12 protein-coding genes and 1 tRNA gene are annotated in these 12,496 nt (G+C 47.1%); 11 read left to right on the top strand and 2 right to left on the bottom strand.

Annotation, left to right across the window (positions count from 1 at the left end; genetic code table 11):
* Positions 1-36 precede the first annotated feature (36 nt).
* From galE to ACT6NU_RS04055, 3 genes are read left to right on the top strand one after another with little or no spacing between them, the layout of a single operon-like run.
* Positions 37-1,062 (top strand): UDP-glucose 4-epimerase GalE, encoded by a 1,026-nt coding sequence (gene galE / locus ACT6NU_RS04065; protein ID WP_445383184.1) that lies wholly within the window; start codon positions 37-39, stop codon positions 1,060-1,062.
* Positions 1,063-1,090: 28 nt separating this feature from the next.
* Positions 1,091-2,368 (top strand): amidohydrolase family protein, encoded by a 1,278-nt coding sequence (locus ACT6NU_RS04060; RefSeq protein WP_445383183.1) that lies wholly within the window; start codon positions 1,091-1,093, stop codon positions 2,366-2,368.
* Between the two features lie 31 nt (positions 2,369-2,399).
* Entirely contained in the window at positions 2,400-2,762 is a 363-nt protein-coding gene (locus ACT6NU_RS04055) for a hypothetical protein (RefSeq protein WP_445383182.1), read from the top strand.
* Positions 2,763-2,764: 2 nt separating this feature from the next.
* Here ACT6NU_RS04055 and ACT6NU_RS04050 read toward each other — a convergent pair whose 3' ends face one another.
* Complete coding sequence (locus ACT6NU_RS04050) at positions 2,765-3,292, bottom strand: alpha-ketoglutarate decarboxylase (RefSeq protein WP_445383181.1); 528 nt, start codon at positions 3,290-3,292, stop codon at positions 2,765-2,767.
* Between the two features lie 101 nt (positions 3,293-3,393).
* On the opposite strand from ACT6NU_RS04050, the gene ACT6NU_RS04045 reads away from it, so the two are divergent.
* Complete coding sequence (locus ACT6NU_RS04045) at positions 3,394-6,210, top strand: 2-oxoglutarate dehydrogenase E1 component (protein WP_445383180.1); 2,817 nt, start codon at positions 3,394-3,396, stop codon at positions 6,208-6,210.
* Between the two features lie 34 nt (positions 6,211-6,244).
* The gene (gene odhB, locus ACT6NU_RS04040) at positions 6,245-7,492 is read left to right on the top strand and encodes a 2-oxoglutarate dehydrogenase complex dihydrolipoyllysine-residue succinyltransferase (protein ID WP_445383179.1); all 1,248 of its coding nucleotides are present in this window, start codon (positions 6,245-6,247) and stop codon (positions 7,490-7,492) included.
* Between the two features lie 26 nt (positions 7,493-7,518).
* On the opposite strand, the gene ACT6NU_RS04035 is transcribed toward odhB, so the two are convergent.
* On the bottom strand, positions 7,519-7,956 hold the full coding sequence (locus ACT6NU_RS04035; protein ID WP_445383178.1) for a retropepsin-like aspartic protease: 438 nt from the start codon (positions 7,954-7,956) through the stop codon (positions 7,519-7,521).
* Between the two features lie 36 nt (positions 7,957-7,992).
* On the opposite strand from ACT6NU_RS04035, the gene ACT6NU_RS04030 reads away from it, so the two are divergent.
* From ACT6NU_RS04030 to ACT6NU_RS04005, 6 genes are all read left to right on the top strand, one after another.
* Positions 7,993-8,760, top strand: a complete 768-nt coding sequence (locus tag ACT6NU_RS04030) for a TatD family hydrolase (protein WP_445383177.1) — start codon at positions 7,993-7,995, stop codon at positions 8,758-8,760.
* A gap of 19 nt (positions 8,761-8,779) precedes the next feature.
* The gene (locus ACT6NU_RS04025; protein WP_445383176.1) at positions 8,780-9,811 is read left to right on the top strand and encodes an asparaginase; all 1,032 of its coding nucleotides are present in this window, start codon (positions 8,780-8,782) and stop codon (positions 9,809-9,811) included.
* 73 nt (positions 9,812-9,884) lie between these two features.
* Positions 9,885-9,972, top strand: a tRNA-Ser gene (locus tag ACT6NU_RS04020).
* Between the two features lie 646 nt (positions 9,973-10,618).
* The gene (locus ACT6NU_RS04015) at positions 10,619-11,407 is read left to right on the top strand and encodes a MotA/TolQ/ExbB proton channel family protein (RefSeq protein WP_445383175.1); all 789 of its coding nucleotides are present in this window, start codon (positions 10,619-10,621) and stop codon (positions 11,405-11,407) included.
* A 22-nt stretch (positions 11,408-11,429) separates the two neighbouring features.
* Positions 11,430-11,873 (top strand): hypothetical protein, encoded by a 444-nt coding sequence (locus ACT6NU_RS04010; RefSeq protein ID WP_445383174.1) that lies wholly within the window; start codon positions 11,430-11,432, stop codon positions 11,871-11,873.
* 11 nt (positions 11,874-11,884) lie between these two features.
* Positions 11,885-12,490 carry an ExbD/TolR family protein gene (locus ACT6NU_RS04005; protein ID WP_445383173.1) on the top strand — a complete coding sequence of 202 codons (606 nt, stop codon included), beginning with the start codon at positions 11,885-11,887 and terminating at the stop codon, positions 12,488-12,490.
* Positions 12,491-12,496: the final 6 nt, after the last annotated feature.

The raw sequence follows: 12,496 nt of genomic DNA, 5'->3' as shown, positions 1-12,496 counted from the left end.
GCCTGGCGTAACATGCAGGCGCTTTAATAAAATACTATGCAAATACTCGTTACGGGAGGACTGGGGTTTATAGGATCCCATACCGTTGTGGAATTACAGGAGGCAGGACATGATGTGGTCATTATCGACGATTGTTCAAACGCCTCGGAAGAGGTGCTGGACCGGATTACGGCCATAACCGGCAAACGGCCCGCTTTTGAAAAGATGGATTTAAGGGATCGCACTGCTGTGGAGAGCTTCTTTAAGGCCTATCCGGAGGTTTGTGGGGTAATCCATTTTGCAGCCTCCAAGGCGGTTGGAGAAAGTGTGGAACAACCCCTGAAATATTACGAAAACAACCTGAGTTCCCTGGTTTATCTGCTGCAGCAGCTGGTTAAAAAAGAGCAGGCGCATTTTATTTTCAGTTCCTCCTGTACCGTGTACGGGCAGGCAGACGAGATGCCCATCACCGAGCAGGCTCCGGTAAAGCCAGCAGAATCACCTTACGGGAATACCAAGCAGATAGGGGAGGAGATCATTCGGGATACCTGCCGCGTTCAGGATAATTTCAGGGCGATTGCTCTGAGGTATTTTAACCCGATAGGGGCGCATCCCTCAACTGAGATTGGTGAGTTGCCGATTGGGGTACCCCAGAACCTGGTACCTTTTATAACCCAGACCGCTGCGGGGCTTCGCAAGGAGTTATCCGTGTTTGGAAATGACTATCCTACCCCTGACGGTACCTGCATACGAGATTATATCCATGTGGTAGATCTTGCAAAAGCACATGTGGTAGCCCTTGAACGCTTGCTTCAGGAGAAGCAACAAGGGAATTATGAGGTATTTAATATTGGTACGGGCACCGGAAGTTCCGTTTTGGAAGTTATTCAGAGTTTTGAACGGGTTTCCGGAAAAAAGCTGAACTACAAAATAGTGGGCAGGAGGCCAGGGGATATAACAACTGCCTATGCAGACACTTCAAAGGCAAACAACGTGCTCGGATGGAAGGCTAAATCCACCCTTGACGAGGCAATGAAATCGGCCTGGCAGTGGGAACAAAAGATCAGACGGGTAACCACCTGAAATTGAGAAGAACCTAAATGAGAACACTATGAAAAAATACAGCGTACTATTCTTGATCTTATGGGCAGGCATTTTGTCCTTCGGACAGCAAACCTACCTACAGTGCGGCAGCCTGCTGGATGTGGCCAGTGGAAAACTGCAAAACGAAAAAACCCTGGTAATTTCAGATAACCGAATTGTTGCAGTAGAAAATGGTTTTACACAAGGCTCCGGTCAGGACCAGGTGATAGATCTGAGGGCCTTAACAGTGCTGCCCGGCCTTATCGATATGCATGTTCACATAGAAGGCCAATCCAGCCCTGATCGCTATATCAAACAGTTTACGGCTAATCCGGCAGATGTTGCCTTTGAAGCTGCAGTCTATGCCGAACGCACGCTGATGGCCGGCTTTACAACCGTCCGTGACCTGGGAGGATCCGGGGTAAACATTGCCCTGCGAAAAGCGATAGGCAGGGGACTGACTCCCGGCCCAAGGATCTTTACAGCCGGAAAAGCTATCGCCACTACAGGCGGGCATGCAGACCCGACCAATGGCCGCAGTTATGATTTAATGGGAGATCCCGGACCCAAGGAAGGGGTCGTTAATTCGCCGGAGGACGGAAGAAAAGCGGTGCGGCAACGCTACAAGGAAGGAGCAGATGTGATTAAAATCACAGCTACGGGAGGAGTGCTCAGCGTGGCTAAAAACGGGCAAAACCCGCAATTTACCATAGAGGAAATCAAGGCGATCACACAGACGGCAAAGGATTACGGAATGCTTTCTGCCGCCCACGCTCATGGGGATGAAGGAATGCAGCGCGCAATAAAAGGCGGGATCAATACTATTGAGCACGGGACCATGATGAGTGAAGAAACCATGGAACTGATGAAGCAATATGGCGTATACATGGTACCTACCATCTCTGCCGGCAAAGAAGCGGCCCGCAATGCTGAAATCCCAGGGTATTTTCCTGAGGTAGTTGCCAAAAAGGCCAAAGAAATTGGACCGCTCATTCAGGACACCTTTTCCAGGGCCTATAAAAAAGGAGTCCCGATTGCTTTTGGAACCGACGCGGGTGTATTCCCGCATGGTGAAAACGCTGGGGAATTCGTCTATATGGTTGAGGCTGGAATGCCTGTAGAGGCCGCTATCCGGGCTGCCACCGTCACCAATGCAAAGCTGTTGGGAATGGGGGATTCCCTCGGACAACTTAAATCCGGCTTTTTAGCGGATATCATTGCAGTTGAAGGTAACCCGCTGGACGATGCAGGCCTGCTGGCAAAGGTAGCGTTCGTCATGAAAGACGGAAAGGTTTACAAGAACTGAGCCTAAAGGGTTACAGGCAGCCACTTATCTAATGAGAAAGGAGTTTGACAATAGTGCAGAGTTGCTGGCCTATGCCGGGCAACAGCAAATGTACACAGAACTCCTGTTGCAGTTGGAAAAAGACGTAAACCGGGCCGGAATTTCATTTAGCCTGCAGCTAAAGCCCGAACCAACCGCCGCTGAATTGACGGACTACCTTAAGGAGCTCATTTACCGTTTGTTGCTCGAAAACTTTGACCAATACCTGACCCTGATGTATGCCATGGATATTTCCGAACGGGCATTCAGGAATTTCACACCCTCAGATGCCGTAGAGGCCTCAGAGCAAATTACCTTTAAAATACTGCAAAGGGAATGGTTAAAGGTATGGACCCGACGGCATTACAAACCCTGACCTTAGAAATAAAACCTGAGGAAAGGGGCCCACGGATCCGCATACAGACTCCGATTTTCATTGAATAAAAGGTCGTATCGAATACCAACAGTCACGTTCCCGGAGCGGTATCCAAGCCCGGCATATAAGGCAGGCAGCCAGTACTTTTCCCGTACCCCGTCATTGTTGTAATCAAAACGTACGCGCAACTGTTCAAACTCCAGGGAGGTTTGTAATTGCGGAATGGGATTAAAAAGGCTAATCAGGCTCCCTCCGTAAGCGAGCAGTTTGTCATCACCAAATTTCGAGCTTGAAAAACTGATCCCCAATCCAATTGCTATTTGCTCACTGGCCGGATAGATAGCACTTGGAGCGAGGTTTACAGAATAGGCATCGCGTCCAAAGCTGAGGCCCAATCCGCCCCCATACTGCAGTTTGGAACCGAAAGATGCTCTTTGGGACTGAAGCAGGGCTGGGGCAGTCAGGCAAATGAGCCAGAAAAACACAATAAAGCACCGATATTTTGGAAGAATGGTCTTAAATGAGGCCATACTGCAACAGTTTTGCGTAAAATACCCTCCCAAGTTACTCTATACATCTGAAAAATTGTATTTTTGATAAATTATTTTAAGCGAGATTTACCAGCTTTTCGATGGACAAATATTCCTTTTTAAACGCGGCTCACACCGCTTTTTTTTCAGACCTATACGACCGTTACCGAACGCATCCGGACAGTGTAGAGCCCAGTTGGAGGGCTTTTTTCCAGGGATTTGATTTCGGGACCGAAAGTGCCCTGGAAGATCTGGACATCGATGCCCTTTCCGGGCTGGTACGACATGGTGACGGGGCAGTAAGCTCTATGCCGGAGACCCTGCAAAAAGAATTCCAGGTTGTCCGCCTGATTGATGGCTATCGCAGCCGGGGGCATTTATTTACAAAAACAAACCCGGTAAGGGAAAGGAGAAGTTATTCCCCAACTCTGGACATCGAGAATTTCGGCCTGGATGAATCCGATATGGATGCTACCTTCAGCGCAGGGGAGATCATAGGGATTGGTCCGAATACCTTAAGGGAAATCATTGACCACCTGCAGCGGATCTACTGTGAGGCTATAGGGGTTGAATATATGTATATCCGAAGCCCCGAGCGGGTTCAGTGGATTCAGGATTGGCTGAACGTAAATGACAACCATCCAAAATTCAGTGCAGATACCCAGAAGCACATCCTGAGGAAATTAAATGAAGCCGTTTCGTTCGAAGCCTTCCTGCACACCAAGTATGTGGGGCAAAAACGGTTCTCTCTGGAAGGGAACGAATCCCTGATTCCGGCCCTTGATACCATTGTGGAACGGGCTGCTGAAATGGGGGTAAAGGAATTTGTTATGGGAATGGCCCACCGGGGTCGTTTAAATGTGCTTACCAATATTTTTGGGAAATCAGCCAAGGATATTTTCAGTGAATTTGACGGCAAGGATTATGAACAGGAGATCTTTGACGGGGATGTAAAATATCATTTGGGCTGGACTTCCGAGCGTAAAACCGATTCCGGGGCCCGCATCAATATGAATATCGCCCCAAACCCTTCGCACCTGGAAACGGTAGGTGCCGTAGTGGAAGGAATAACCAGGGCCAAACAGGATGCGCATTGCCCGGATAATGTAAGCAATGTTCTGCCCATTGTAGTACACGGAGACGCTGCCATTGCCGGACAGGGGATTGCCTATGAGGTGGTCCAGATGGCCAGTCTGGATGGCTATGGAACCGGGGGTACCATCCATATGGTTGTCAATAATCAGATAGGGTTCACTACCAATTACCTGGACGGCCGCTCATCCACTTACTGTACGGATGTGGGAAAAGTTACCCTTAGCCCGGTACTGCATGTCAATGCGGATGATGCGGAAGCAGTGGTGCATGCCGCGCTCTTTGCCCTGGAATACCGAATGCGGTTTCAGAGGGACGTTTTCCTGGATTTATTGGGCTACCGAAAATATGGGCACAACGAAGGCGATGAACCGCGCTTTACACAACCCAAGCTTTACAAGGCCATATCAAAGCATAAAAACCCCAGGGATATCTATGCGGAAAAGCTGATTTCCGAAGGGGTTATCGATGAGGATTTCGTGGAGAAATTGGAGGCCGATTACCGCGCCAGCCTGGAAGAAAAACTCGAAGATTCCCGAAAAGAAGATAAAACCGTGATTACTCCTTTTATGGAGGATGAATGGAAAGGTTTTGAGAATGTAAGGGAATGGGAAATGATGGAACGGGTAGACACCAGCATCCCCAGGGAGAAGCTGGAAAAAATTGCCAGTGTGATCACCGAATTGCCCAAGAATAAAAAGTTTCTTCGCAAGGTTGAAAAACTGGTGGCCGACCGTCGCAAAATGTTTTATGAAACCGATAAGCTGGACTGGGCCATGGGGGAATTACTCGCCTATGGTTCCCTGTTGCAGGCTGGCTTTGACGTGCGTATGTCCGGACAGGATGTGGAACGGGGAACCTTCTCCCACCGCCACGCGGTAATGAAGGTGGAGGAAAGTGAAGAGGAAGTGTTGCTTTTGAACCACCTCTCTGAAGATCAGGGCAAATTCCAGATATACAATTCCCTGCTTTCAGAATACGGGGTGGTAGGATTCGATTATGGGTATGCGATGGCCAGCCCGGGGACCCTTACCATTTGGGAGGCTCAGTTCGGGGACTTTAGCAACGGGGCGCAGATCATGATCGATCAATATATTTCTGCCGCTGAGGACAAGTGGAAAATACAGAATGGACTGGTGATGTTACTTCCCCATGGTTACGAAGGACAGGGGGCGGAACATTCCTCTGCGCGTATGGAGCGTTATCTGCAGCTCTGCGCACGCGATAATATGTTTGTGGCAGATTGCAGTACCCCTGCAAGCTTATTCCACCTCTTGCGTCGGCAAATGTTGGTAAACTATCGTAAACCCCTTATTGTGTTCACCCCAAAAAGCCTGTTGCGTCACCCCAAATGTGTGTCATCAGTACAGGAATTGGCAGAAGGACACTTCCAGGAAGTCATAGATGATGCAGAAGCGCAAGTTGATAAAATTAAGACGCTTGTCTTTTGTACCGGAAAATTCTATTACGATTTGCTGGCTGCCAGAGAAGAACTGAGCCGGGATGATGTGGCCCTGGTGCGCATCGAACAATTATTCCCCTTGCCTTCAGAGCAAATGAAGGCGATTATGGAAAAATACAAAAAGGCGGATGACATCGTATGGGCACAGGAAGAACCCCGAAATATGGGAGCCTGGAGCCATATGATGATGCATTTCAGCGAAGCATCCCGCTTGCGGGTTGCCTCCAGAAGGTTCTATGCGTCTCCAGCTGCCGGAAGCGCGGTTCGTTCAAAAATGCGTCACCAGCAGGTCATTGACTATGTATTTGACAAGAGTAAAGACAATATGACCAGGCCGAAACAGCCTGCGGAAGCATCGAAATAAAAACAAGAGTTAGAATAACTATAACCCAGAGTGCATGATTTTAGAGATGAAAGTTCCCTCACCCGGGGAATCCATTACAGAAGTTGAAATTGCCGAATGGCTGGTAGCCGATGGAGATTATGTTGAAAAGGACCAGGCCATAGCGGAGGTAGATTCAGATAAAGCCACCCTGGAACTTCCTGCTGAGGAGAGCGGAATTATTACCCTTAAGGCGGAAGTGGGAGATGCAGTTGGCGTAGGGGAAGTAGTTTGCCTTATCGATACCAGCGCGGAGAAGCCTGAAGGAGATTCTAAGTCCGGGAAGGCTTCAGAAGAAAAGAAAGAAGCCAAAAAAGAAGAAAAGAAAGATGTTTCCGGGGATACTGAAAAAAGTAAACCGAAACAGGAGGAAAAGAAAAAAACCTACGCCAGCGGAACGGCCTCCCCGGCAGCTCGTAAAATAATGGATGAAAAAGGGGTAGATGCCTCTGAAGTATCCGGATCGGGCAAAGATGGGCGAATAACCAAGGAAGATGCTGTAAAGGCTGTTCCTTCAATGGGCAGCCCTGGGTCAGGATCCAGGGGGGAGACCCGCACCAAGCTTTCCATGTTGCGTCGCAAGGTAGCAGAGCGACTCGTTTCCGCGAAAAACGAAACGGCCATGCTCACCACCTTCAACGAGGTGGATATGTCTGCCGTTTTTGAAATAAGGGAAGCGCATAAAGAGGCCTTCAAGGAAAAACACGGCGTAAGTCTGGGCTTTATGTCTTTCTTTACCAAAGCGGTCATCAGGGCCCTTCAGATGTATCCGGCAGTGAACTCCATGATTGACGGCAAAGAGATGATCAGCTACGATTACTGCGATATCAGTATAGCCGTATCCGGTCCGAAAGGCCTTATGGTTCCGGTAATCCGAAACGCAGAGAACCTGAGTTTCCGGGGAATCGAAGCTGAGGTAAAACGGCTGGCACTGCGCGCAAGGGATGGGCAGATTACAGTTGATGAAATGACCGGAGGAACCTTTACAATTTCAAACGGCGGGGTATTCGGATCGATGCTTTCGACGCCAATAATCAACCCGCCCCAGAGTGGTATCCTTGGAATGCATAATATTGTGGATCGCCCTATTGTCAGGAATGATGCCATTGCAATAGCCCCTGTTATGTACGTGGCGCTTTCCTATGACCATCGAATTATAGACGGAAAGGAGTCTGTAGGATTCCTGGTGGCGGTTAAGGAAGCGGTAGAAAATCCTGTAGAGCACCTGATGGATGGGAACCTGGAAAAGGCACTGGAGTTATAGCGTTTGAATAAATATTAATTGTTTTGCTACTTCAGAAATAGCCGGCATTTTTTGCAGTCTATAACTGCTTTGCCTTTCCTGAGGATGTCTGCTCCAATGATACCGTCAACGGCAACCGCCTTATGCGCGGTCAGGGCCTGATTGACATGGCTGAGGTCGAAAAGCACAATCTTTAGTTTTTTCTTTTTCCAACTGGCTACTTCCAGGGTGTTTTTGGTGGAAATCAGTGTCTCCATATCCACTGCCCCGGCTCCTGCAGCCTTAATTTCAGAGGTTTCGGACTGCAACCCGAAGGTTTCAATGCCCTCAAAACCAACACAGGTATTTGAAGCTCCTGTATCCAGAATAAATCTTCCAGCAACCCCATTGAGGACAACATCCAATTCAAAATGTTCTGTATTGGTACGCCTGAGGGGTATGGCGGTATACCCTTTTTTCAGCAAGTGCTTTTTCAGCGATGCCATATTATTTTTTGACAAAGATAGTTCTATTTTTGCGGCATGAATCTTACAGATACACATGCCCATCTTTATGTAGAGGCTTTTGATGAGGACAGGGACGAAATGATTGAACGGGCAATGGCAGCGGGGGTTAAGCGATTTTTTATCCCGGCCATAGATGCGTCTTATACCAACGATATGCTGGCCCTAAAAAGAAAATACCCGCAACTTATGCATCTGATGTGCGGCCTGCATCCAACCCATGTAAAAGCCGATTACGAAAAGGAATTGGAACACGTATCCCAACAGTTGGCCAAGAGCGAATATGTAGCGGTAGGCGAAATCGGCATTGATCTGTACTGGGATAAAAGCCACTTGCAGGAACAAACCGATGCTTTCAGGAGGCAGATCCGAATGGCGAAAGCCCATAAGCTGCCCATCGTAATCCATTGCAGGGAAGCCTTCGATGAGATATTTGAAGTGCTCGAATCTGAAAAAGGCCCTGAATTACGAGGTATATTCCATTGTTTTACCGGGAGCTATGAGCAGGCGCAGCAAGCAATATCTTACAATATGAAACTGGGAATTGGGGGAGTGGTCACTTTTAAAAATGGAAAAATTGACCAGTTTTTGAATAAAATCCCAATAGACCACATTGTTCTGGAAACCGATTCCCCATATCTTGCTCCTGTGCCATACAGGGGAAAAAGAAATGAAAGTTCCTATCTTCGGGAGGTCTTAAAGAAACTTTCAGAAATTTATGGAAGTACACAAGAAACGATAGCTTCCGCAACCACCACAAATTCCAAAGAGGTATTTGGCATTTAGTGTAAAACAGTCTGAACCCGTGAAAAACAAGCCGCCACAAATTTTACTGATCTACACCGGAGGTACCATAGGGATGGTTCGGGAATACGATTCGGGATCGTTACGGGCCTTTAATTTTAAAAACCTGGTACAACAAATCCCTGAATTGCATCAGTTGGATTGTACTATACATTCGGTGTCCTTTTCCAAACCAATAGATTCGTCCAATATGAATCTCTCACACTGGAAACAGATTGCCTCCATTATTGAAAAACAATACAATGATTACGATGGCTTTGTTGTTTTGCACGGAAGCGATACGATGAGCTATACAGCCTCTGCCCTGAGTTTTATGCTGGAAAACCTGGCTAAACCGATAATTCTTACGGGATCTCAGTTACCGATAGGCGACCTGAGGACTGATGCCAAAGAAAACCTCATTACCTCTATTCAGTTCGCTTCCCTCAGGGAGGGAGGGAAGGCAGTAATACAGGAAGTATGCCTCTACTTCGAGAATAAATTATTCCGTGGCAACCGGACCACCAAGATGAATGCGGAACAGTTTGAGGCTTTTGATTCCCCAAACTACCCTGCTCTGGCTTATTCAGGGGTACACCTGAATGTTCAGCGCGAATTCCTGTTAAAGCAGCAAAACCGAAAGGCACTGAAAGTACATCTGAAACTGGATAACCGAATTGGTATTCTCAAACTGTTTCCCGGCATACACGAGCACTGGGTGAGTGCCCTTTTGCAAACCCCTGGATTGAAAGCACTTATACTGGAAACCTATGGAGCGGGAAACGCCCCTACGGAACCCTGGCTGATCCATGCCTTAAAGGAGGCAGTGAACAGGGGGCTGCATATTGTAAACGTTACCCAGTGTAGGGGTGGCAGTGTTCTGATGGGCCAATATGAAACCAGTGTTGAACTGGCTCAGATCCCTTTGATTGACGGGAAGGATATCACAACGGAGGCCGCCCTGGCCAAGTTAATGTACCTTCTGGGTAGCAGGGTTTCCTCAAATTCATTTAAAACGATCTTTGAGGCTTCCCTAAGGGGAGAAATGGCCTAAAATTAAAGCGGCAAAATTTTACGGATTGCTAAAAATTTCGTTTCTTGGGCACCCCTGTATGGGATCAATTTTTAGAGAGGTGGCCGAGTGGTCGAAGGCGCACGCCTGGAAAGTGTGTATACACCAAAAGTGTATCGAGGGTTCGAATCCCTTCCTCTCTGCTCAAAAGGGAATCGTGCGCGAAGCGCACATTTCTTTGAAAAGAAGCGCGTCAAAAGCTTGCTTTTGCAAGCGCTGAAATTTCGAAGAAAAAAGACCGGCGCAGCCGGGCTATGATTCCCATGCTTGTCCGGCCCCATGATAGAGGTTGAGGGATCAGCGAAAGCTAATCCCCACAGGTGGGTTTGAAAAACTGAATTGGGAACAGACCGGCGCAGCCGGGCTATGATTCCCATGCTTGTCCGGCCCCATGATAGAGGTTGAGGGATCAGCGACAGCTAATCCCAGTGACAGGCTTGAAAAACTGAATTGGGAACAGCAAGAAACAGCCGGGCTGTTGATACCTGAGACCGATAAGATTACAGGGGTTATAGCAGCACTTTTAACAAACAAGTTTTGCTGCAATTGACTTTAAATGGGAGAAAAAGTGAATAATCCAGTCTCTCAATTTCCCATCCCGGGAACTGCCTGGGTCAAACCCCTTTTTATGGAATATTCAAGGATATTCAATTTATTGGATCAAAAGCTTTAGAATATCCCGTGAATTTTGGGAAAATAGGGGCTAAGGCCCCCTAATTTTAATTTTTTAATTCTATTTTTTTTTTATCTTTAACCCTAATAACTAATCTAAATTTAAGTTTGAAAGAAATGAAAAAATTATTCTCTATCCTGGCAATGGCTGGGCTATTTGTCCTTAGTACAAATACGGTAAGCGCAAAAGCGAATGTAATGGTTTCGAATCTGTCTTCAACCTTGGCCACAGCGTCATTAATGCTTCAGGATGAGGCCGCAGCAGCTTCAGAGGATCGAGGGTTTACCCAAGTCTTAAAAGAGCAGTTTATTCAGGGGGGTGCCGGATTCATGGGAATTGTACTTCTCTGTTTAATTTTAGGACTGGCTGTTGCCATCGAAAGGATTATTTATCTGAATATGGCCAGCACCAATACCACCAAATTAAAGCAACAGGTTGAAGATGCCCTTGCTTCTGGTGGAATTGAAGCCGCAAAAGAAGTATGCCGTAATACCAAAGGCCCCGTTGCCTCTATTTACTATCAAGGCCTTGACCGTGCCGGTGAGAGTATAGAGTCTGCTGAAAAAGCAGTAGTTGCCTACGGTGGTGTTCAAATGGGACAGCTTGAAAAGAATGTATCCTGGTTGTCGCTCTTTATCGCAATTGCCCCCATGCTTGGATTCATGGGAACGGTAATTGGTATGATTCAGGCCTTCCAGAAAATTAGCGCTGTAGGTAACCTGAGTGCATCCCTGATTGCAGGAGATATCCAGGTAGCACTTTTGACTACGGTTTTCGGTCTTATTACTGCGATCATTCTGCAGATCTTCTACAACTATATCATTGCGAAAATTGACAGCATCGTTAATGATATGGAAGATTCATCGATCTCCTTGATCGATATGCTTGTTGATCACAAGAAATAAGTCGGACTCTTAAAACAAAAGCATGCATAAAATTGTAAAAATAGTATTGATTGTATTGGGAGCTATCGGAGCGATACTCTGGTTCCAGCTGCCTGATAAGAATGTACCGGTAGGGGAAGCCGTTGAAAACGGTGCGATGAATTTTATGTTCATCATTACCTATCTGCTGTTGGCAATAGCAGTGTTGTTTAGCCTGGTATTTGCGCTGAAGAACTTGTTTTCCAATCCGGAAAGCCTCAAGAAATCCTTGTTTGTAATTATTGGATTTGCACTTGTGGTTATTCTGTCCTACGCCCTGTCCAATGGGGCAGACGGTACAGTAGAGGCAATGGCCAGCAGAAATGTTTCTACCACTGAAAGCACAGTTAAGAATATTGGTGCAGGATTGAATGTATTTTTCATCCTGGTGATTATTGCCGTGGTTGCCATGGCATGGGGAGGAATTAAGAAAATGTCGAACAAGTAAATCTTTAGACAATGCCTAGAAGAGGAGCACCACCAGAAGTTAACGCAGGATCCATGGCGGATATCGCCTTCCTGTTGTTGATCTTCTTTCTGGTAACCACTACCATTGAAACGGATTCAGGGCTGGACCGTATGTTGCCGCCCATTGAACCGCCGGATCAGGACGTGGTTATTAAGCAAAAAAACATCTTTACGGTGAATATCAACAAGAATGGCCAGTTACTGGCTGAGGAAGAGTTGATTGAACTGACCCAATTGCGGGAGCGGGCGATTGCCTTTCTCGATAACGGAGGAGATGGTAGCTGTAATTATTGTAAAGGGAGGAAAGATGAATCTTCATCAGATAACCCTACAAAAGCAATTATATCCCTGAAAAACGATCGGGAAACGCGGTACGGCACCTATATTACCGTTCAGAACGAACTGGTGGGAGCCTATAATGACCTGAGAAACCGGGAGTCACAAAGGCTTTACGGGAGGGATTTTACAGAGATGGAAGCGGAATACCTGAACCCCGAAACCCCGACAGAAATTCGGGACGATTTAAAGGATAAGGTAAAACGGATCCAGGATTTGTTTCCACAGAAACTTTCAGAGGCTGAGACTTCTACTAATTAAAAAGAC

It is taken from the genome of Robiginitalea rubriflava, assembly GCF_052540725.1.
The sequence above is the reverse complement of the archived record's forward strand: the minus strand, read 5'-3'. Positions and strand labels throughout refer to the sequence as shown.